19 protein-coding genes are annotated in these 20,772 nt (G+C 57.6%); 11 read left to right on the top strand and 8 right to left on the bottom strand.

Going from position 1 to position 20,772, the window contains the following annotated elements:
- The first annotated feature begins 1 nt into the window (after window position 1).
- The gene (locus PQR63_RS02580) at window positions 2–1,159 is read left to right on the top strand and encodes a GNAT family N-acetyltransferase (protein ID WP_408165414.1); all 1,158 of its coding nucleotides are present in this window, start codon (window positions 2–4) and stop codon (window positions 1,157–1,159) included.
- 65 nt (window positions 1,160–1,224) lie between these two features.
- On the opposite strand, the gene ppa is transcribed toward PQR63_RS02580, so the two are convergent.
- The 5 genes from ppa to hemC all read right to left on the bottom strand — a co-directional run bounded on the left by ppa (window position 1,225) and on the right by hemC (window position 6,133).
- Window positions 1,225–1,764: an inorganic diphosphatase gene (gene ppa, locus PQR63_RS02575; RefSeq protein WP_094564749.1), complete on the bottom strand. Its 540-nt coding sequence runs from the start codon at window positions 1,762–1,764 to the stop codon at window positions 1,225–1,227.
- 178 nt (window positions 1,765–1,942) lie between these two features.
- A complete protein-coding gene (locus PQR63_RS02570; RefSeq protein WP_408165412.1) occupies window positions 1,943–3,142 on the bottom strand; it encodes a heme biosynthesis protein HemY in 1,200 nt (399 codons plus the stop codon).
- 17 nt (window positions 3,143–3,159) lie between these two features.
- Window positions 3,160–4,353 carry a uroporphyrinogen-III C-methyltransferase gene (locus PQR63_RS02565; protein WP_408165410.1) on the bottom strand — a complete coding sequence of 398 codons (1,194 nt, stop codon included), beginning with the start codon at window positions 4,351–4,353 and terminating at the stop codon, window positions 3,160–3,162.
- A complete protein-coding gene (locus PQR63_RS02560) occupies window positions 4,350–5,132 on the bottom strand; it encodes a uroporphyrinogen-III synthase (protein ID WP_408165408.1) in 783 nt (260 codons plus the stop codon). The genes PQR63_RS02565 and PQR63_RS02560 overlap by 4 nt, the downstream gene beginning before the upstream one ends.
- Window positions 5,133–5,179: 47 nt before the next feature.
- On the bottom strand, window positions 5,180–6,133 hold the full coding sequence (hemC, locus tag PQR63_RS02555; RefSeq protein WP_408165406.1) for a hydroxymethylbilane synthase: 954 nt from the start codon (window positions 6,131–6,133) through the stop codon (window positions 5,180–5,182).
- Between the two features lie 166 nt (window positions 6,134–6,299).
- On the opposite strand from hemC, the gene ppc reads away from it, so the two are divergent.
- The 4 genes from ppc to PQR63_RS02535 all read left to right on the top strand — a co-directional run bounded on the left by ppc (window position 6,300) and on the right by PQR63_RS02535 (window position 12,074).
- On the top strand, window positions 6,300–9,197 hold the full coding sequence (gene ppc, locus PQR63_RS02550; RefSeq protein WP_408165404.1) for a phosphoenolpyruvate carboxylase: 2,898 nt from the start codon (window positions 6,300–6,302) through the stop codon (window positions 9,195–9,197).
- A gap of 188 nt (window positions 9,198–9,385) precedes the next feature.
- Complete coding sequence (locus PQR63_RS02545) at window positions 9,386–10,315, top strand: DMT family transporter (protein WP_408165402.1); 930 nt, start codon at window positions 9,386–9,388, stop codon at window positions 10,313–10,315.
- A 57-nt stretch (window positions 10,316–10,372) separates the two neighbouring features.
- Window positions 10,373–11,323, top strand: coding sequence for a dienelactone hydrolase family protein (locus PQR63_RS02540; RefSeq protein WP_408165400.1), 951 nt, complete (start codon window positions 10,373–10,375; stop codon window positions 11,321–11,323).
- A 262-nt stretch (window positions 11,324–11,585) separates the two neighbouring features.
- A complete protein-coding gene (locus tag PQR63_RS02535) occupies window positions 11,586–12,074 on the top strand; it encodes a GNAT family N-acetyltransferase (protein ID WP_408165398.1) in 489 nt (162 codons plus the stop codon).
- 79 nt (window positions 12,075–12,153) lie between these two features.
- On the opposite strand, the gene PQR63_RS02530 is transcribed toward PQR63_RS02535, so the two are convergent.
- Entirely contained in the window at window positions 12,154–12,981 is an 828-nt protein-coding gene (locus tag PQR63_RS02530; protein ID WP_408165396.1) for an HDOD domain-containing protein, read from the bottom strand.
- 395 nt (window positions 12,982–13,376) lie between these two features.
- Here PQR63_RS02530 and argH point away from each other — a divergent pair, with 395 nt between their 5' ends.
- From argH to PQR63_RS02500, 6 genes are all read left to right on the top strand, one after another.
- A complete protein-coding gene (argH, locus tag PQR63_RS02525; protein ID WP_408165394.1) occupies window positions 13,377–14,768 on the top strand; it encodes an argininosuccinate lyase in 1,392 nt (463 codons plus the stop codon).
- A gap of 408 nt (window positions 14,769–15,176) precedes the next feature.
- Entirely contained in the window at window positions 15,177–16,352 is a 1,176-nt protein-coding gene (locus tag PQR63_RS02520) for an ABC transporter substrate-binding protein (protein WP_408165393.1), read from the top strand.
- Between the two features lie 228 nt (window positions 16,353–16,580).
- Window positions 16,581–17,462, top strand: coding sequence for a branched-chain amino acid ABC transporter permease (locus tag PQR63_RS02515; RefSeq protein ID WP_408165391.1), 882 nt, complete (start codon window positions 16,581–16,583; stop codon window positions 17,460–17,462).
- A gap of 4 nt (window positions 17,463–17,466) precedes the next feature.
- Complete coding sequence (locus PQR63_RS02510) at window positions 17,467–18,366, top strand: branched-chain amino acid ABC transporter permease (protein WP_408165389.1); 900 nt, start codon at window positions 17,467–17,469, stop codon at window positions 18,364–18,366.
- Window positions 18,366–19,127, top strand: a complete 762-nt coding sequence (locus tag PQR63_RS02505; RefSeq protein ID WP_094564761.1) for an ABC transporter ATP-binding protein — start codon at window positions 18,366–18,368, stop codon at window positions 19,125–19,127. Before PQR63_RS02510 ends, PQR63_RS02505 begins: the two co-directional genes overlap by 1 nt.
- 2 nt (window positions 19,128–19,129) lie before the next feature.
- Entirely contained in the window at window positions 19,130–19,858 is a 729-nt protein-coding gene (locus PQR63_RS02500; RefSeq protein ID WP_408165387.1) for an ABC transporter ATP-binding protein, read from the top strand.
- Window positions 19,859–19,986: 128 nt separating this feature from the next.
- Here the strand turns inward: PQR63_RS02500 and PQR63_RS02495 are convergent, their stop codons facing one another.
- Window positions 19,987–20,433 carry a GNAT family N-acetyltransferase gene (locus PQR63_RS02495; protein ID WP_408165386.1) on the bottom strand — a complete coding sequence of 149 codons (447 nt, stop codon included), beginning with the start codon at window positions 20,431–20,433 and terminating at the stop codon, window positions 19,987–19,989.
- Window positions 20,434–20,507: 74 nt separating this feature from the next.
- Window positions 20,508–20,772, bottom strand: a 265-nt coding sequence (locus PQR63_RS02490) for a hypothetical protein (protein WP_408165384.1), incomplete at its 5' end; no start/stop codon positions are given.

The following is a 20,772-nucleotide window of genomic DNA, read 5'->3' as shown; positions in this document are numbered from 1 at the left end:
AGTGAACGCAGAAGTCCATTATCGCACGCGAATCATTTCTTCTCTGGCCGAAATTGGCCAAAGCCCGTGGGATTCGCTGGTCGCGGCGCAGCCGGACGCGACGCCCTTTTTATCCTATGCCTTCCTGCATGCATTGCATGAAAGCGGCTCGGCCGCCAAAGACACAGGCTGGGAGCCGCAATACCTGACGCTTTGGCAAGACGATCAACTCAAGGCCGCGCTACCGCTTTACCTGAAATATCACTCCTATGGCGAGTACGTCTTCGACTGGGCGTGGGCCGAAGCCTACGAGCGCCACGGCTTGCCGTATTACCCAAAGTTATTGTCCGCGATTCCCTTTACGCCGGTGAGCGGAGGACGTTTTCTGGCCCATGACGACACCGCACGGCAAGCGCTGGTGCATGCTCTAAGCGAATTGCAAAGTGCCGCGCAAACATCGTCGACGCACATTCTCTACCCGCCCGAAGCGGAAGCGGCGACGCTGGCCGAAGCCGGATTCATGCTGCGCAGTGGCGTGCAATTCCATTGGCATAACGAGGGCTACCGCGACTTCGACGAGTTTCTGTCGACACTGGAACGCAAGAAGCGCAAGAATATCCTCGCCGAACGGCGCAAGGTCACCGAGGCCGGCGTGACTTTCCGCCATTTCAGCGGCGGCGAGGCAACGGAAAAGGACTGGCGCTTTTTCCATCGTTGCTATCGCCATACCTATTCGGCCCACTATTCAACGCCGTATCTGAACCTGGATTTCTTCCTTCGCATCGCCGCCGATATGCCACAACACCTGCTGTTGACGATTGCCTATCGCGACGGCAAGGCGATCGCCTCGTCGCTGGTAGTCCATGATCAACAATCGCTGTATGGCCGCTATTGGGGAGCGCTCGAAGAAGTCCCTTGCCTGCATTTCGAAACCGCTTACTATCAGCCGCTGGAGTTTTGTATCGCCAACAAGATCGCCTGGTTCGAAGGCGGTGCACAAGGCGAACACAAGATGGCACGCGGCTTTCTGCCGCAAAAAACCTGGTCGGCGCACTGGCTTGCGCATCCTTCCTTCGCCGATGCGGTGGAACGCTTCCTTGAACGCGAAGGCGGTGGCATCAACGATTATCTGAGCGAACTCAACGAGCGCAATCCGTTTCGCAGCGCATCTCAGACCTGATGATTCGCCCAGCACGGACGTAAAAAAGCGCACCCTTGAGTGCGCTTTTTATTGGCAAGACCAAATTACTTGGCTTGTTGCTTCTTGAAGGCTTCGACGCCAGCCAGGATTTCGGCCTTGGCGGATTCAGGACCTTCCCAACCGTCGATCTTGACCCATTTGCCCTTTTCCAGATCCTTGTAGTGTTCAAAGAAATGCTGGATCTGCTTCAGACGCAGTTCGTTCATGTCTTCCGGCTTTTGCCAGTGCGTGTAAATCGGCAGTACCTTGTCGACCGGCACTGCCAGCAACTTGGCGTCAATACCGGATTCGTCGGTCATCTTCAGCACGCCGATAGGACGGCAGCGCACCACAACGCCTGGGAACAGCGGGAACGGTGTGATCACCAGCACATCGACCGGGTCGCCGTCTTCCGACAGTGTTTGCGGGATGTAGCCGTAGTTGCACGGATAGTGCATGGCGGTGCCCATGAAGCGATCAACGAAAATCGCGCCAGTATCCTTATCCACTTCGTACTTGATCGGATCGGCGTTCATCGGGATCTCGATGATCACATTGAAGTCGTTAGGCAGGTCGCGGCCGGACGGGACGTTATTCAGGCTCATGGTGCTTTCTCGTAAAGAAATGAAGAAATGGGGAAAGCCGAGATTATAACGGCATTCAGATCATCAGCCAGAACATCCGGCCCGAATATACGCGGTCTTGAAGCCGGGCAATAAAAATCGCCGCTGAATCCAGGTCAGGATGCAGCGGCGATTTTGTACAAATGTTAATGCTGAGGTTTTAGCGAATTGCCGTGGCCAATGCACATTGTTTGTAATGCGCAGCAGCTTGTTCATGCTGATCCAGCGCGTCGTGCAATTGCGCCAGGCTCAGATGCGATTCACGCACCGTGCGCGGCTCCAACGCGTCTGACAAGGCCTGTTCCAGATGACGTTGCGCCTTGCCCCATAGTTTTTGACGCAAGCAAAACATACCCAGCGTCAATGCCAGTTCGGCATCGGTTGGACGCTTTGCCAGCCACGATTCGCAACGCTCGATCTGCGCCAGCAAAGCCGGTGAACCCGCTTCTGCCGTCGACTCGCGATAGGCGCGAATCAGGCGATCATCCCAATCTGCCGCCAGTGCACGCTCCAGCAAGGTGCGGGCTTCGTCATGCAGGCTGCGGCTGCTGAAAGCCTGTGCAGCACGTGCAGCGATGAAAGGCTTGAGACGATCGGCGTTCGGCACCTCGGCCCACAGACGGCGGATCGATTCAGCGTCGTGAGAACGATCCGACAACAAGGCGTCGTAAGACATTTCGCGCAGGCGATTGGACAGAGCCGGATGCAGCGCGTTGCGCTTGTCCAGCGTCTGCACCAGACGCAACACTTCAGGCCAGTTCTTCGCTTGCTGGTTCGCCTTGAGCGCCCATTGCAATGCCTGAATATGGCGCGTGCCGTTGGCGTTAAGTTCGTCGACGGTTTCCAGCGCGGCTTTGAACTGGTGGTCATCAACCAGCAATTCGAGACTAGTCATCAGGCGTGCCGCCTTGAGTCCGTTGTCGCCGTCGGTACTGGCCAGCCAGATGTCGCGACGCTCGGTCTGGCGCATGCGATGCGCTGCACGAGCCCCGACCAAAGCGGCGATACCTGTGTTCTCAGGCAATTCGGCGGCGCGTGTCGCGGCTTTTTCAGCGTGACCGAAGCGGCCTTCGAAGAATGCTTTCAGAGAATCGCGCAAGGCCTTGTTGCCTTCGTTTTCGCGCTTCTGACGGCGATAGGCCATCACGCGGCCAGGTAGTTTTTGCGTCAGACGCACCGCACGGATCAACACGTACAAGGCGATGAACAGAACAATGACTGCCAGCAGGAAGAAGTTCAGCGACAGGTCAACCCGGTAAGGTGGATAGAACAGCACCACATTGCCGGGATTGAAGCGTGCCACTACCGCCAGGCCGATGGCGGAGGCAAACAGGGTAAGAAGCCAGAGGAGAATTCGCATATAACTGTTAGGCCGCTTTAATTGGTACGCCGGCTTTTGTAATTACGCACCGCGTTGATGCTTTCGCTGAGCGTCGGCATCTGGATCGACAGGTTGCTGCCCTGAACTTGCTTCAACAGCGCTTGCGTGGTCTGCACTTGCTTGGCGCGGGTGTCGAAGTATTTGGCAATCGTGTCCTGTGCTGCACTCAGGTCATTGCGGAAAGCAAACTCATTGCGTGACAACAGCGCCAGGCGCGCATTGAGCAAGCGCAGCTTGAGGTTTTCACGTGCGTAGTAAGCCTGGGTCGGCGACAACAGCAATGCGTCAGGCGTATCGACGCTGCGGATGCGAACCAGTTGCTTCAACTCTGTCCACATCTCCGAGCTGATGCTTTGCCACTTGTCTTGTGCATTCGCCAGCCAGTCGTTGGCGGGTGCGGCATCTGCTGTATCGACAGACTGACCTTTACCGTTTGGCTTGGCGCTGCTGCTTGGCTTCGGCGCCTGACGAACCGGTTGCTTCTTCGGCTCGGTGACAGAGACGACCGGCTTTTCGTCGGACAGCAAAGGCATGCTGTCGATCTGGCCGATGACGCTGTCGAGGCGCACGGCAATACCGGGAACGTCAACGGTCGGCAGCGCTTTCAGACGATCCTGATCGCGCGCGATGGCGCGGCGGATGGCGATGAATTGTGGCTTGTCCGAGCGCGAAAGGCTCTTGTCGGCGTTGCCCAGTGCGATCAAGGCACCCTGCACGTTACCGGCCAGTTCCAGTTGCTGGCTTGCGGTCGACAAGACTTCTTCGATTTCAGACAAGGCCCAGTCGTCGCGATTTTTGGAGAGATCCTGATAGAGCTGCTCAAGCGCCAGTTGCTGGCTTTGCGATTCAGCCTGCTTGCTATCTAGGACGCTGACCTTGGCCTGTAATTCCTTGGTGCTTTCCTGGACGTTCTTCAGCACGCCTTTGACTTCGGTATTGGCAACGTCGCCGGTTTGCAGCCGGCGCGCGACTTCTTCCCGCAGGCTGCGAATTTCGGAATGCGACATCCACCATTGCGCCGCCAGCACGATGGCCAGCAAGACAACGAGAAAAGTTAGCAGCCGCAGGCGCTTTTTCAGCACGCCGTTGTCCGAAGGTGTGAAGGAAGGGAGCACCATGCTCGCCTGCAGTCCGGGATCCGCTTTCGCGTCCGGCTGGTTCTGGTCGGGGGAGGATTGCAGTTCGTTCATGGTCGGGATTGTAACGCGGCAAGCAGTCGTTCGTCGCCTGATCCGGTCATGGTCACATGGGTGAAAGCCAGCGATCGCGCTGTTTCAGCGATCCTCTGGTGCGAAACGATCATTTTGTTACGTTGTAGTTTTACCACACACTCGGCGCCGAGTACATCCGTCGTGATCTGCAACAGGTTACGCAATGCTTCGGAACTGGTGACGATCCACTCGCTGTCGGCGTCGATCAAAGCCCGCAATTGTGCGATTTTTGTTGCGTCCATCTGCGGCGTCAGACGCTCATACGCGGTCACATGTTCCACCGTGACCCGTTCGGCTCGCAACATATCCGTTAAAAAATCGCGTCCGGCCTGACCGCGCACGATCAGCACACGCCTGCCGCGCAAGCCGTCGAGGTCGAGTGCCTTGAACAACTCTTCCGAATCCATCCGCTCGCTATTACGCGGCGCATGGATGGTCGCGTTGTCATCGCCCACGCCGTAGCGCTGCAACGCCAGCCGACTGCCCTCACCAACGATGCCGATGGCGACATTGTTCGGCCAGGCCGGGATGAAGCGAAAAGCCGCATCGATCGCATTCGGACTCACAAACACGACCAAGGCGTACTGATCAAGCGAGGACAAGACCGTTTGCAGTTCGCTAGTCTCAGCCACTGGCGCGATTTCCAGCAAAGGAAAGATCACAACCTCGCGGCCTGTCGCCGCGACTACTCCCGCAAAGGCTTGCGCCTGCGCCAATGGACGTGTGATCACGACCGGTCGGGAACCGAGATCCGCCACAGCGCTCCTTTCAGAGTGGAATTCTGGGATCGGGTAAGTCGGGATAACTATTCCGCCCCAGCCGATTCAGCCTTGCATGCGGCCAAAATAGCTTCTGCACCCTGCGCTTGCAACAGATTCGCGACTTGTTTGCCCAACGCTTCGGGTGCGTCGGCAGGGCCGCTGGCTTCGGCAGCGGCAATCTGCTTGCCGTCGGGTGTGGCGACCATTGCGCGCATGTGCATCTTATCGCCGTCGATTGTGGCGAAGGCCGCCAGCGGAATCTGGCAACTGCCGCCGAAAGTGCGCGACAGCGTGCGCTCTGCCGTTACGGTGCGATCGGTCGCAAGATGATTGATCGGGGCCAGCACGCGTTGCAGATCGGTACGGTCGGCAAGGATTTCGATCGCCATCGCACCCTGCCCCGGGGCAGGCAGACTTTGTTCCGGAGAAATCGCCGAGCGGATGCGCGACTCCAGTCCAAGCCGCTTCAGACCGGCGACGGCCAGAATGATGGCGGCATAGTCGCCGCGATCAAGCTTGCCCAGACGCGTGTCGAGATTGCCACGCAAAGGCTTGATGACCAGATGTGGATAGCGCGCAGCGATCAGTGCCTGGCGACGCAGACTGCTGGTGCCGACCACGGCGCCGGCGGGCAGATCATCCAGTCCGGCATAGTCGTTGGAGACGAACGCATCGCGAGGATCTTCGCGTTCCAGAATGCCGCCCAGCACAAAACCTTCCGGCAGTTCCATCGGCACATCCTTGAGCGAATGTACCGCCAGATCGGCGCGGCCCTCGGCCATGGCGACTTCCAGCTCCTTCACAAACAACCCCTTGCCACCTACTTTGGACAAGGTGCGATCGAGGATTTGATCGCCGCGCGTGGTCATTCCGAGGATAGTTATGCTGCACTGCGGATATAATGCGGCTAACCGGTCGCGTACATGCTCGGCTTGCCACATGGCGAGGCGGCTTTCGCGCGAAGCGATGACCAGCTTGGAGGGAGGAAATTCTTTCAAGAGGGCTCTTCCGGTAGTCGCCGAGTCATCTGTGAAGGTGCCCGGCGCATAAAAATATAAAAATAGTGGAGGCAAACAAGTGAGCCAAATTCTAGCACGCAGCACCACTGACAGTTCGACCAGCACGCCCGACTTTCTCCTCTGAAAACCGTAGCAATTGTTGATCATGCCAACTAAACCACAAACTAAAACTTCTGCTCGCAACACCCCTAGCCCTGGCTCCAGCTCCACCGAAAAACGTCCCGTCAAGTCCGCAGACAAGGACGCTCCGCTCAAAGAAGACATCCGCCTGCTCGGCCGTCTGCTTGGCGAAGTGCTGCGCGACCAGGAAGGCGACGCCGTTTTCGAGGTGGTCGAAACCATACGCCAGACGGCCGTGCGCTTCCGTCGCGAATCCGACGCCAAGGCCGGCGCCGAACTCGACAAGCTGCTCAAGAAGCTGACCCGCGACCAAACCAATTCGGTGGTGCGCGCGTTCTCGTACTTCTCGCATCTGGCCAATATCGCCGAAGACCAGCACCACAACCGCCGCCGCCGCGCCCACTTGCTGGCCGGCTCGGCGCCGCAGCCTAGCAGTGTGGCCTACGCGCTGTCGCGCCTGGACAATGCCGGCGTCTCCGGCAACACCGTGCGCAACTTCCTGTCGGAATCGTTGATCTCGCCGGTGCTGACGGCCCACCCGACCGAAGTACAGCGCAAGAGTATTCTGGATGCAGAGCGCGAAATCGCCCGCCTGCTGGCGCTGCGCGACAGCCCGCTGACGCCGAAGGAATTGCGCGACAACACCGAGCTGCTGCGCGCGCGCATCGCCACGCTGTGGCAAACCCGCATGCTGCGCTATACCAAGCTGACCGTTGCCGATGAAATCGAAAACGCGCTGTCCTACTACCGCATTACCTTCCTGCGTGAACTGCCCGCGCTGTACGACGACATCGAAGAAGAAATCAATGCGCAGTTTCCATCGCGCTCGCGCTCCCGTACCACGCCGGCAGAACTGCCGCCCTTCGTGCAAATGGGTAGCTGGATCGGCGGCGACCGCGACGGCAACCCCAATGTCAACGCCGGCACTATGCAGCGCGCACTGCAACGCCAGTCGACCACGATCTTCGACTTCTACCTCGATGAAGTCCATGCGCTTGGCGCCGAATTGTCGATCTCGACCCTGATGGTCGACGCCAGCGCTGAACTACTGGCGCTGGCCGACACCTCGCCCGACACCTCCAACCATCGTGCCGATGAGCCATACCGCCGCGCACTGATCGGCGTCTACGCGCGTCTGGCGGCTACTGCCCGCAATCTCGGCGTGGTCAACATCCTGCGTCAGGAAGTCGGCGCCGCTGCGCATTACGACACGCCAGAAGAATGCATCAAAGAACTGCAGGTGCTGATCGATTCGCTCAACGCCAATCACGGTGCGGCGCTGGTCAAGCCGCGTCTGGCGGTGCTGAAGCGTTCGATTGAAATTTTCGGTTTCCACCTCGCCACGCTGGACATGCGTCAAAGCTCCGACGTGCATGAGCGCGTGCTCGGCGAACTGTTCGCCAGCGCACAAGTGGAGACATCCTATGCAAACCTGAGCGAAGAAAAGAAGATCGCGCTGCTGCTGGCGGAGCTCTCCAAGCCGCGCCTGCTGTATTCGCCTTACCTGACGTATTCGGATGAAACCAATTCCGAGCTGACCATCCTGCGCGCAGCGCGCGAGATCCGCCAACGCTATGGCGCGCGCGCGATCCGCAACTACATCATCTCGCACACGGAAACCGCGTCCGACTTGCTGGAAGTGCTGTTGCTGCAAAAGGAAACCGGTCTGCTGCATGCCGACGCCAAAGACCCATCGAAGTTGGTCGAACTCGAACTGATGGTGATCCCATTATTCGAAACCATCCCCGACTTGCGCTGCGCCGCCGACATCATGGAACAATGGCTGTCGTTTCCGCTGGTGGCGCCGCTGATCGCCAAGCAAGGCAAGCTGCAGGAAGTGATGCTGGGCTATTCCGACTCCAACAAGGACGGCGGCTTCCTCACGTCCAACTGGGAGCTCTATAAATCTGAAAACCGCCTGGTGGAATTGTTCAACCGCGCCGGCGTCAAGCTGCGCCTGTTCCACGGTCGCGGCGGCACCGTCGGTCGCGGCGGTGGCCCGAGCTATCAGGCCATCCTGGCGCAACCTCCAGGTACGGTCAACGGCCAGATCCGCCTGACCGAGCAAGGTGAAATCATTGCGTCCAAGTTCTCCAACCCGGAGATCGGCCGCCGCAATCTGGAACTGCTGGTCGCGGCGACGCTGGAAGCCAGCCTCATGCCGGAAACCACCGACGCCAAGGAAACCCGCAAGCTGGCCGAGTTTGAGCGCGTGATGGAGGATCTGTCGGAACGCGCCTATCAGGCCTACCGCAATCTGGTCTACGAAACACCGGGCTTCACCGACTACTTCTTCGCGGCGACACCGATTGCGGAAATCGCCGAACTCAACATCGGCTCGCGCCCCGCGTCGCGCAAATCGACACGCCGCATCGAAGACCTGCGCGCCATTCCATGGGGCTTCTCGTGGGGTCAATGCCGTTTGCTGTTCCCGGGCTGGTATGGCTTCGGCAGCGCGGTGTCGGAGTGGCTGCAGGAAGGCGGCACCAAAGAGAGCGCCAAGAAACTCGCGACCCTGCGCGCCATGTGTAAAGAATGGCCGTTCTTCGCCGCCCTGCTGTCGAACATGGACATGGTCTTGTCCAAGACTGATCTGGCCGTCGCCTCGCGCTACGCCGGACTGGTGGCCGACCGCAAGCTGCGCAATGCGATCTTCGGACGCATCGTGAGCGAGCATGAGCGCACCAGTCACCTGCTCAGCTCAATCACCGGCAACAAGGATCGCCTGGCCGGCAATCCGCTGCTGGCGCGTTCGATCAAGAACCGCTTTGCCTATCTTGACCCGCTGAATCACTTGCAGGTTGAGCTGATCAAGCGCCATCGCAGCACGGCCGCAGCAGGCAAGAAAGTCGAGGAACGCGTGCAGCGCGGCATCCACCTGACCATAAACGGCGTGGCTGCCGGTCTGCGCAATACCGGCTGACGCTATAAGTTGTTCTGCGCGTACACCGGCGCGCTGCAAGCCTGTGTACGCGATCACTATCGTGATTCGCCCTATCCGTTTCGCTTCCCGATATCTATCAGGAAAAACACGATAGCAAGTTTCGGAGTGTCCGGGCATCATTCCCCTCCGAGAATGATGTCCCTCCTCTTTCTCCCTTCGGAATGCCGATGAAACCCGCCGACCTGCTCCGCCTGTTCGCCTTGTCCGCCATTTGGGGCGCAAGCTTTCTGTTCATGCGCATCGTCGTGCCGGAACTGGGCGCCTTGAATACCGCGTTTTTCCGGGTATTGTTCGGTGCACTAGGCCTGTTACTCATCCTTGCGGTACTGCGCGTAAAATATCGGTTTCAGGGAAAACTGCGCGCAGCGATGATGCTGGGCGCAATCAATTCCGGCATTCCTTTCGTGTTGTACAGCCAGGCCGCCAAGGTGTTACCGGCCGGTTATTCGGCCACGCTCAATGCCACCACGCCCTTGATGGGGGCCATCATCGGCGCCTTGTTTTTTGGCGACACCATGACCTGGCGCAAGTTTGCAGGCGTGCTGCTGGGCCTGGCCGGCGTTGCCGTGCTGACAATAACCGGGCCGACAGAACATGATGCAGCGACCGTTTTGGGTGCATTGGCCTGCTTGCTGGCGACCAGTTGTTACGGTCTGGCCGGCTTTCTGACCAGGCGCTGGATCACCGACCGCGGCGGACTGGACAGCAAATTGGTTGCGTTTGGCAGCCAGTTGGGGGCGGTTGCGCTGCTGTTGCCGTTTTTTGCCATCTCGACAAGCACAGCGGGCAGCCCGTTTCATGGCGGCACTGGTACGTGGTTTGCTTTGTTGGCATTAGGATTTGTGTGTTCGGCGCTGGCGTACATTTTATTTTTCCGATTAATTGCCGATATAGGACCAGTGAGGTCGTTAACCGTTACTTTTTTGATACCGCTATTCGGTGTCTTGTGGGGTTGGCTGTTTCTCAATGAACAATTGTCCTGGGCCTACGCTGTGGGAGGCGTATTGATCGGGGCGGCGTTGCTGCTGGTGCTGAAGCCGGTAACAGCAGCAGTATCCAAGCAAAACAGAATCGACAGCACATCAACGTCGTCCTGACCGCAAACCGACAGGACGACCTATGGTTGCACACACAAATATTTGGGGAAGTTCACCATGCGTACCTGGGGTAAAACTATTGCATCGCTCTGTCTGGCAGGGCTGTGTGCACCACTCGCCGCTATTACCGCTACCGTTGCGGTAGCTGCCGCGCCAGCTGCCAAAGCGCCTCCGCCGCTGCCGCCTTTGCGTACCGAGCGCGTCTTTCTGACCAGCGTCGAGTCGCCGGGCGGCAAGGCAACGGCCCTGTTCGGCTTCTGGTTCAAGGGCAAAGGCAAGTCGGACAAGAAACCGACCATCATCGCCATGCACGGCTGCGGTGGACTCTACAGCAGCGTCAATAAAGAAAAGATCGAATTCACGCCACGCCATATCGCCATGGCTCGCGCGCTGACCGATGCGGGCTATAACGTGTTGTTCCCCGATAGCTTCACACCGCGCGGTCGCCGCTCGATCTGCCAGGAAACCCTGGCCCAGCGTGAAGCCAGCAGCGCCAATCGCCGTTACGACGTGCAGATCGCCATGCGCTGGCTCGCCACGCAAGATGACGTCGACTACGCACGTATCGGCATGGTCGGCTGGTCACACGGCGCCACTACCATGCTCGCTGCATTGAATCTGGCGCAGACCGATGTTGCCGTACGCAAGGTTCAACCCAAGGCGGCGGTAGCCTTCTACCCGACCTGCACACCCTACGCCGGCAGCCGCACACCGTATAAGCCTGCTGCGCCGATGCTGATTCTCATGGGCGAGAACGACGACTGGACGCCGCCGGAAGCTTGCGAGTCTCTGGAAAAGAAAACTGAAGGCAGCGATACCGGCATCACCTTGCGCCTCTATCCGGACACCTACCATGACTTCGATGCCCCCGGCCTGCCTATCCATGTCCGTATGGATATCCCGGGTGTCGGCAAACGCGGTGAAGGTGTCACCAGCGGCGGGAATGCCGATTCGCGCGCAGAGGCCTATCGCGAAATGCTGAAATTCCTGAAAGACAAACTGGAATAAGCCAAGCCCGACAACATGAAAAAAGCGGATGAGACGCAAGTCCCATCCGCTTTTTTATTGCACGGATATGTATGACCTCTTCGATTGGAGAGAGGCATTTGTAGCCAATCAAATTCCGCACCCGTTACGGTAAGCGCTGAGTTCTGACGTAAAGCTTTGGAATTCTCCGAGATCGGTGATGTCAACCTTTCGATGAATGTATCTGGACACGCTTTCGTTTGTAACTCTCGAGAGCACCGCACCCATTTCTGGAAGGATGCCCATGCAGCACCAGCTCAAGATGATTCCGATGACGACTACCGACTTCGAACGCTTTGTCGAAACCTCCTCCACCGACTATGCCGAACAATGCCGCCTGACCGGCTTGCCCTCGCTCATCACCAGCCAGCCGCAGGCGCGTGCAAACCTGCAAGCCTTGCTGCCGCTGGGCGTCGCTACACCAGGCCACTACCTGATGCTGTTGCAGGAGGAGGAAAGCGGTGCCAGCGTGGGCGAGATCTGGTTTGGAGAAGTGACGGAAGACGGTGACACGTCGGCCTTCCTTTACGACCTGACGATCGATGCGGCACATCGCCGACGGGGTTTTGCCAGCGCTGCATTGGACTTGTTAATGGAAGAAGTCAGGCTGCGCGGCCTCAACAGCCTCAGCCTGAATGTATTTGCGCACAATGAAGCGGCGCAGGCGCTGTATCGCAAGGCGGGATTCGTCGCCAGCGAGATAACCATGGTACGGACACTGTCGCTTGATTAAGAAGGATAAAGCGAGAGCGCAAAAAAAGCGGCCGGCAATGCCGACCGCAATTTCCGAGAAGCAACTCCTAATATTCTGATCAGGAAATTAACTCTTCCATCCCTGCGCCCAATTCGGCCAACGGTGGCAACTCATCGAGCAGTACCTCTGGCTTCACCCCCAGTTTGGCGGCGACGTCGTTCGGGAAAGTTGATTCCATTTCCTCACGGGAATATTTGTTTTCTTCCGCACGCGCACGCCATGCCGCGATGTGAATAACGGCAGCAATTTTGTTGAAAGGCTCAGCTTTCAATGGTGTCGGGAAGGCTTTGATGGCATCCGAGAACTCATCCGGGAAGCGCCACCGCTTGGCCAGCTCTGCGCCGACATCGGAAAAGTCATAGCCGAACGTAGTGCGCTCCACATCCAGACGACGCGCATCGATAGGGCTGGCGATCTTGTCGATCTGCAAGGTTTGCTCCGGCATGACCGCATGCATGACCAATTGACCGATGGCGTGCATCATGCCGACCGTAAAGGCGAGATCAGAGTTGACGCCCTGCTTCTTCGCCAACCATTTCGCGACGATCGCGGTGTGCAGGCTATAGCGCCAGAACAGTTTGAGATCGACGCCCGACATGGACTTGAAGCTGCCGGTCAGGCCGGTGCTGACCACCAGCGTGCGTACAGTCATGAAACCCAGCATCAACACGGCGTCATCGACGGTGCCGATGCTGCGCGAAACGTGATAATAAGAGGAGTTCGCCAGGCGCAATAGTTTGGCGCTCAGCACCTGATCGGCACTCAGTTTCTTGGCAATGTCTTCGATCGATACATTGTCGTTGTTGAAGCTTTCAATGACTTCCTGTACGACCTTTGGAATACTTGGCAGTGCTGCTTGTTGTTGAAACAGTGCTTCAAAATTCATGAGACCTCTCCCCGGATGAGACCACGTGGGCCTGTCAGACTTCTGGTTAACAGACTCAGCAAATCGAATTAGTTGGATTTACAAAACAGCAATTTGAGTATCTTCAAGATTTGGCAAGAGTGCAATGTTTTTTATACTACTCCCCCTCTATATTCCGGCGATGTTGCAATGACGTTGCGATGATATTGCCAAAGCGATGACACTCTCATGACACGATGTTGACATCACATCGGTATCCACACCATGTAGAAAATTCCCTATTGACTCAGGCCCTGCTTGCCGCCAATTTGCGCCCCATGCCGGATCCGCACCATGCTGGAGCAGGTCCGGCATGGTGCGGCGTGGCTCAAATGTCATCGACTTGCTATAATCGCGTATTCTCCGGGACCCCCACTATGACTGCTCAATTATCGAAAAAAGGCGAAGCCTGGTCGGCTCGCTTTTCCGAACCTGTTTCCGATCTGGTGAAACGTTACACCGCCTCTGTCTTTTTCGACAAGCGCCTGGCGCAGTTCGACATTCAAGGCTCGCTTGCCCATGCAGAAATGCTGGCGCACCAGCAGATCATCAGCGCACAGGATTACGCCGATATCCAGCGCGGCATGACACAAATCAAGGGTGAAATCGACGGCGGCCAGTTCGAATGGCTGCTCGACCTCGAAGACGTCCACCTGAACATCGAAAAGCGCCTGACCGAACTGGTCGGCGATGCCGGCAAGCGTCTGCACACCGGCCGCTCGCGCAACGATCAGGTCGCCACCGACATCCGTCTGTACATGCGTTCGGCCATCGACGACATCAGCGGCCTGCTGCGCGATCTGCGCGCTGCGCTGGTGGATCTGGCCGAGCAACACGCCGACACCATCCTGCCTGGCTTCACCCATATGCAAGTGGCGCAGCCGATCACCTTCGGCCACCACGTACTGGCTTATGTAGAAATGTTCGGCCGCGATGCCGAGCGCATGGCCGACGCCCGCAAGCGCGTCAACCGCCTGCCGCTGGGTGCTGCGGCGCTGGCCGGCACCACCTTCCCGATCGACCGCCTGCGCGTTGCCAAGACACTGGGCTTCGACGACGTCTGCCGCAACTCGCTGGACGCCGTTTCCGATCGCGACTTCGCCATTGAGTTCTGCGCTGCCGCTGCGCTGGTGATGACCCATATTTCGCGCATGTCCGAAGAACTGGTGATCTGGATGAGCCCGCGCGTCGGCTTCATCGACATCGCCGATCGTTTCTGCACCGGCTCGTCGATCATGCCGCAAAAGAAAAACCCGGACGTGCCTGAACTGGCCCGTGGCAAGACCGGCCGCGTCAACGGCCACCTGATCGCGCTGCTGACCTTGATGAAGGGCCAGCCACTGGCCTACAACAAGGACAACCAGGAAGACAAGGAACCGCTGTTTGACACCGTCGACACGCTGACCGACACGCTGCGCATTTTTGCCGACATGGCGAGCGGCATCACCGTCAAGCCGGAAGCCATGCGCGCCGCCGCGCTGCAGGGTTACGCCACCGCGACCGACCTGGCCGACTATCTGGTCAAGAAGGGTCTGCCCTTCCGCGACGCCCACGAAGCTGTCGCCCACGCCGTACGCACCTGTGTCGACCGCAACTGCGATCTGTCGGATCTGACCTTGGATGAACTGCGCGTCTATTCGCCATTGATTGAAAACGACATCTTCGGCGTCCTGACACTGGAAGGCTCTGTTGCCGCCCGTGACCATATCGGCGGTACAGCACCGAATCAGGTGCGTCTGGCGATCGCGGAAGTGCGCAAGTCGCTGTAAAGAATGAAGCTGCAAAAAATAAAGCAATAAAGAAATTCCAGCGGAATCCGAACTGCCAACGCGACCCGGATGCCGCTGTACTGAGTCTGTACCAAAAGTAGCAGTGCGAGGTAATCAGCAGGACCGGTCTGTCTCCGGAGAGACCAGCATCAAATCTGTCATCAGCATCACCTCCGCCTCGGCGGAGTCTGCATACGGCTGCAAGGCAACTTATCAGGTTGCAGTGCAGCAGTGTGTTTAAGCCGGTTTACGGTATTCTTGACCGGTTGTATCCCAAAGACCCCACGACGGTCTAAAGAGGATGGAGCAAAATAGGGCGGTCCACCAAAGACTTCCTGTGCCGGTTACCTCCGGTTCATATTTCGCGTCATCCTCTATAAGAATATCTAAATCTAAGGAGAGAACCCGATGCGATTCAACATGCTTAAAACCGCTTTAAAGACCTTGCCTGCACTGATGATCGGTGCAACTCTGGCCGCTTCTGCCAACTCAGCAATGGCTGCCGACGTCAAGCTCGGCCTGGCCGCAGCACTGACCGGCCCTGCCGCCAAATATGGCGTTGCCATCAAGAACGGCTTCACGCTGGCCGCTGACGAAGTCAACGCCAAGGGCGGTGTCAACGGCAACAAACTGGTTCTGATTGCAGAAGACGAACAAGGCAAGAAAGAAGAAGCCATCAATGTCTTCAAAAAATTGATTTTCCAGGACAAGGTGCTGATGGTCTTCGGCCCAACCCTGTCCAATTCCGCTTTTGCTGCTGACCCGATCGCCAACGCCGCCAAGGTCGTCGCTTTCGGTACCAGCAACACCGCCGACGGCATCACTGCCATGGGCCCGTTCACCTTCCGTAACTCCGTCATGGAAGCCGACGTGTTGCCAGTGACCGTCAAGGCCGCCGTCAAGCACTTCAGTATCAAGAAGGTCGCTGTGATCTACGGTAACGACGATGCGTTCACCAAGTCCGGCTACGACGTCTTCAAGGCGACGCTGGAACAGCAAAAAGTGCCGGTCACCACGACCGAAGCGTATGCCAAGGGCGACGTCGACTTCAAGGCACAGCTGACCAAGATCAAGGCCGGCAATCCTGACGCCATCGTCTGCTCCTGCCTGGCTGAAGAAGCTGCGAACATCATTCTGCAAACCCGCGCGCTGGGCATGAAGCAACCGTTCATCGGCGGCAACGGCCTGAACTCGCCAAAGCTGTTTGAAATCGCCAAGGACGCAGGCGACAACACCCTGATGGGCAGCCCATGGTCGTCGGAAAACCTGACGCCGGCCAACAAGGCGTTCATCGCTGCGTACAAGGCCAAGTTCGGTTCCGATCCCGACCAGTTCTCCGCACAAGCCTACGATGCACTGCACGTGGTTGCCGAAGCACTCAAGAACGTCAAGCTGTCCGGCGCATTGGACAAGGACCGTGACGCTCTGCGTCTGGCCCTGCCTGCCGTCAAGATTGACGGCGCGACCGGCAAGTTCGCGTTCCGCGCTGCGCCTGCCGTCGCCGGCAAGCAAGTCGGCTTCGATGCACAACAGGAAGCTGTCGTCAGCATCGCCAAGGGCGGCAAGTTCACTCTGCTGAAGTAATTTTCAGCAGCAAGAACGAGCTCAAAGACTCCGGTATTTTTTACCGGAGTCTTTTTGTTCCCACTGCTCAGTTAGTGTCACCAGTTTTACCCAATCGCGAAAAAGAACAGGCTAGCCAAAAGCCGCTTTTCTGATGTAACGAGGGATACATCGCCAGCCTGCCAGTTTGCCAAAATGCGCAACTGACGGATGAGACCGGCGCTCCTCACCACTCTATTCGCAGGCTCTATGTTAGAACAACAACTTATCAATGCCCTTTCGCTAGGCAGCGTCTACGCGCTCTTTGCGCTTGGGTTCACGCTGGTATTCGGCGTGCTCGGCGTCATCAATCTGTCGCACGGCGCGATCTTCATGCTGGGCAGCTATGCAGCCCTGCTGCTGGTCGAGCAACTGGCGTTGCCGCTCTGGCTGGCCATGCTTTCGGCAATGGTCGCCACCGGACTGATCGGCCTCATCGTCGATTTCCTGGTGCTGAAACCGCTGCGCAAACGCAATGCACCCCACCTGATTCCCATGATCGCCACCATCGGTGTCGCGATCATGCTGACCAATCTCGCGCAAGGTCTGTTCGGCGCCGAGAACAAGCGCTTCCCGGTCGGCACCATTCCGGAAGACAGCGTCACCATCGGCAACATGCACGTCACCGCAGTACAAGTCGGCATCGTCGTCATCGCCTTCGTGCTGATGGTCGTGCTGCTGGCCGTGATGCGCCGCACGCAACTGGGCCGCGCGCTGCGCGCCATTGCTGAATCGCCGAAGGCCGCTTACCTGCTGGGCATCAACGTCGAAGGACTGTTCTACCTGACTTCGTTTGCCGCTGCCGCACTGGGTGGCGCAGCGGGCGTGCTGGTCGGCTTGTCGTTCAATGCGATCTCCCCCTTCATGGGCCAGCCGATGCTGCACAAGGGCATCGCCGTCATCATCCTAGGCGGCATGGGCGACATCCGCGGCGCCATGATCGGCGGTTTGTTCCTCGGCTTTGCCGAAGTGCTGACCGTGGCGTACATTTCGAGCGACTTCCGCGATGCGGTGGCGTTCGGTCTCCTGTTTTTGATTTTGTTGGTCAAGCCTTCCGGCATGTTCGGCAAAGTGCTCGAAAGAAAGGCTTAATCCCATGAGTATGATGGAATGGTGGGATGGATTCTGGGCGACGTATAACACCGTCATCTTCAGCGTCGGCGTCAACGCCATGCTGGCCCTGTCAATCTACGTCACGCTGTCGTGCGGCCTGCTGTCGCTGGCCAACGCAGCGTTCATGGGGATCGGCGCTTACGCCGCGTCCCTGATAACCATGCAGGCAGGTCTGCCCTTCCCGGTTGCGCTCGCAGCCGGCGGCATCCTGCCGGCGCTGGTGGCACTGGTAATCGGTATCCCGACGCTGCGCCTGTCCGGCGTCTACCTCGCGATGGCCACACTGGGTTTCGGCGAAGTGGTGCGCGTGGTCGTGCTGAACATGGAAATCACCGGCGGCCCGATGGGCCTGAACGGCGTTCCGCCGGTCACCGAGTGGTGGCACATTGTTCTGCTGTTGGGCGTGACGGTGTATTTCCTCGCCCGCGTACGCCGCTCCAAAATCGGCCGCGCATTTGAAGCGATCAAGGAAGACGAAGTCGCCGCTCGCCTGATGGGCGTCAACGTGGCCGGCTACAAGCTGCTGGCCTTCGTCATCGGCGCTGCGATTGCTGGCGTTGCCGGCGCGTTGAATGCGCACTTCACCTTCACCATCGGCCCCAACAACTACGGTTTTGAAAACGCCGTGGATATCCTGACCATGGCGGTGTTCGGCGGCACCAGCAACCTGATCGGCCCGATGATAGGCTCGACCATCCTGTCGCTACTGCCGGAAGTACTGCGCCACTTCAAGGACTTCCGCCTGGCCGCCAACGGCCTGATCCTGATCCTGGTCGTGCTGTATCTGCCGAAGGGTATCTGGGATCCGCGTCGCATTCGCGCGTTCATGCAACGCCGTAATGCAAATAATGCCGGTAAAACTGCAAGCAAGAAGGTGAACTGATGCTTTTACAATTCAACCAGATCAGTAAAAACTTCGGCGGTTTGCAGGTTCTGCAAGGCGTCCAGTTTCATGTGCCCGAAGGCGGCATCTTCGGTCTGATCGGCCCCAACGGCGCCGGCAAGACTACCGTGTTCAACCTGATCACCGGCCTGCTGCGCGCCTCCTCCGGCAACATCGTGTTCGACGGCCAGGACATCGGCAATGTCGCCCCGCACAAGATTACCGAACGCGGCATTGCGCGCACCTTCCAGAACATCCGCGTGTTCAAGGAAATGACACTGCTGGAAAACGTCGTGGTCGGCATGCACGATCACCTCGACTACGGTTTCGGCGGCTTGCTGCTGAACCTCGGCTCGTTCCGCAAGATCGAAAAGGAAGCCCGCGAACGCGCGCTGGAGCTGCTGTCCTGGGTACGCCTGGACCACAAGGCCGACATGCTCGCCGACAGCCTCTCCTACGGCGAACAGCGCAAGCTGGAATTTGCCCGTGCGCTGGCGACCAAGCCCAAGCTGCTGCTGCTGGACGAACCGGTGGCAGGCATGAACCCGGCCGAAAAGACCGAGCTCATGGCTGAAATCATCAACATCAAGCAGCGCGGTTTCTCGATCTTCATGATCGAGCACGACATGCGTTTCGTGATGGGCCTGTGCGACCGCGTCGCCGTGCTCAACTTCGGCAAGATCATCGCCGAAGGCACACCGGATGAGATCAAGAACAATCAGGAAGTGATCGAGGCCTACCTCGGCAAGGAAGAAGCATAACCATGAGCCAGACAGTCCCTAAAGTCATTCTGCAAGTCCAGGATCTGGCGGTTTCCTATGGCCACATCGAAGCCGTCAAAGGCATCAGCCTGACCTTGAACGAAGGCGAAATCACCGCGCTGGTCGGTGCCAACGGTGCCGGCAAAAGCACCTCCCTGCTGGCCATCTCCGGCCTCGTTAAAGCGGCGCGCGGCAAAGTGCTGTTCAACGGCGCAGACATCACCCAACAGTCCCCGCACCGCATCGTCGGCAGCGGCGTGGTGCAAGTCGCCGAAGGCCGCGCCACGCTGACCACGCTCACCATCGAAGAAAACCTTGCGCTGGGCGCCTACACGCGCAAAGACAAAGCAGCAGTGGCCGGTGATCTGGAGTGGGTTTATTCACTCTTCCCAGTCCTCAAGCAACGCGCCAAAGGCCTTGCCGGCAACCTCTCCGGCGGCGAACAGCAAATGCTCGCCATCGGTCGTGCGCTGATGGCCAAGCCCAAGGTCTTGCTGCTGGACGAACCGTCGATGGGCCTGGCCCCGCTGATCATTCAGGAAATCTTCCGCATCGTGAAAGAGATCAACAAGACCGGCATGACGGTTCTGCTGGTCGAACAAAACGTGCGCCAGGCGCTGCGCATCGCGCAACGCGGCTACGTACTCGAAACCGGCAAGATCGTGCTGGAAGACACCGGCGCCAACCTGCTGCACAACCCGAAAGTGGTCGAAGCCTATCTGGGCGGCTGATAGTTTCGGTTTTGTCATCATCAAAAACAGCGGCCTGATGGTCGCTGTTTTTGTTTATCAACATCCCAAATAAGTCACTAGACAGACCCTCGCAGACTCGCAAATCTGAAAAATCTCAACATACCCATTTAAAGCGTCTTCGCCATCTCTGTGCTCGTAGGAACAAAGCCCAATTCAGAATACAAAGCTTGCGCAGGACGGTTATGGCTAAACACATTCAGACGGATTTTAGTAAATCCGAATTCAGGCGCCATTCTCTCCAATTGCTGAATACTGCACTTGGCGTAGCCCAATCTCCTGAATTGCGGATAAATATTGATCGCATAAATAAACGCCGTTTTTTCTACAAAATCCACTGCAAACCAAAGCTCACCTATACTCCTTTTAATACCTATTTCAAAAAGAATGTGAAAATAATGCCCTTCAGTATTGCGTCCATTCGGCAATATCTTTGAGAATAATGAACATGCTCTGACCTTCGCATGTTCAAGCCCCCAATCTCCAGACAAAACCCGGTTCTGAGCATAATCATCCATTGTCGACAAAGAAAAGGTAGCGAATTGCTCTTCGTTCATCTGGATAAGTGACACCATTTTTAATTAGTCAAATTTGTATGGTTAAAAATTGCGGAAGCGACTCATCACATAAATTATGAATTCAAAACGGAAGGTAACGTAGCCTGTCTTTTCAAATAGAAGAAAATAATCGCACTCGCTACGGTCGCAAGCATAACGGTCAAACATAAATTCCCAACGGTATTACTACCCAATGCACTCACGACACCACTAATAATGCCTCCTACAACAAATCGGATCGTACCTCCGGCAGAGGCTGCTGTACCCGCCAATTCACCAAATAAACTCATTGCTTCCGTTCCGGCGGCCGGTCTTACTATCGTCGCTCCCGCCGTACAA

The organism is Herbaspirillum rhizosphaerae, from assembly GCF_046025915.1.
In the GTDB taxonomy this organism is placed as follows: Bacteria; Pseudomonadota; Gammaproteobacteria; order Burkholderiales; family Burkholderiaceae_D; genus Herbaspirillum; species Herbaspirillum rhizosphaerae_A.
Note: the sequence above shows the minus strand (reverse complement) of the source record. Positions and strands in the feature narration are given on the sequence as shown.

Bases quoted from the DNA above. Each gene is read 5' to 3' on its own strand.
- ppa (WP_094564749.1), bottom strand. From the start codon at position 1,764: ATGAGCCTGAATAACGTCCCGTCCGGCCGCGACCTGCCTAACGACTTC.
- PQR63_RS02570 (WP_408165412.1), bottom strand. From the start codon at position 3,142: ATGCGAATTCTCCTCTGGCTTCTTACCCTGTTTGCCTCCGCCATCGGC.
- PQR63_RS02565 (WP_408165410.1), bottom strand. From the start codon at position 4,353: ATGAACGAACTGCAATCCTCCCCCGACCAGAACCAGCCGGACGCGAAA.
- ppc (WP_408165404.1), top strand. From the start codon at position 6,300: ATGCCAACTAAACCACAAACTAAAACTTCTGCTCGCAACACCCCTAGC.
- PQR63_RS02545 (WP_408165402.1), top strand. From the start codon at position 9,386: ATGAAACCCGCCGACCTGCTCCGCCTGTTCGCCTTGTCCGCCATTTGG.
- PQR63_RS02540 (WP_408165400.1), top strand. From the start codon at position 10,373: ATGCGTACCTGGGGTAAAACTATTGCATCGCTCTGTCTGGCAGGGCTG.
- PQR63_RS02535 (WP_408165398.1), top strand. From the start codon at position 11,586: ATGCAGCACCAGCTCAAGATGATTCCGATGACGACTACCGACTTCGAA.
- PQR63_RS02530 (WP_408165396.1), bottom strand. From the start codon at position 12,981: ATGAATTTTGAAGCACTGTTTCAACAACAAGCAGCACTGCCAAGTATT.
- argH (WP_408165394.1), top strand. From the start codon at position 13,377: ATGACTGCTCAATTATCGAAAAAAGGCGAAGCCTGGTCGGCTCGCTTT.
- PQR63_RS02520 (WP_408165393.1), top strand. From the start codon at position 15,177: ATGCGATTCAACATGCTTAAAACCGCTTTAAAGACCTTGCCTGCACTG.
- PQR63_RS02515 (WP_408165391.1), top strand. From the start codon at position 16,581: ATGTTAGAACAACAACTTATCAATGCCCTTTCGCTAGGCAGCGTCTAC.
- PQR63_RS02510 (WP_408165389.1), top strand. From the start codon at position 17,467: ATGAGTATGATGGAATGGTGGGATGGATTCTGGGCGACGTATAACACC.
- PQR63_RS02505 (WP_094564761.1), top strand. From the start codon at position 18,366: ATGCTTTTACAATTCAACCAGATCAGTAAAAACTTCGGCGGTTTGCAG.
- PQR63_RS02500 (WP_408165387.1), top strand. From the start codon at position 19,130: ATGAGCCAGACAGTCCCTAAAGTCATTCTGCAAGTCCAGGATCTGGCG.
- PQR63_RS02495 (WP_408165386.1), bottom strand. From the start codon at position 20,433: ATGAACGAAGAGCAATTCGCTACCTTTTCTTTGTCGACAATGGATGAT.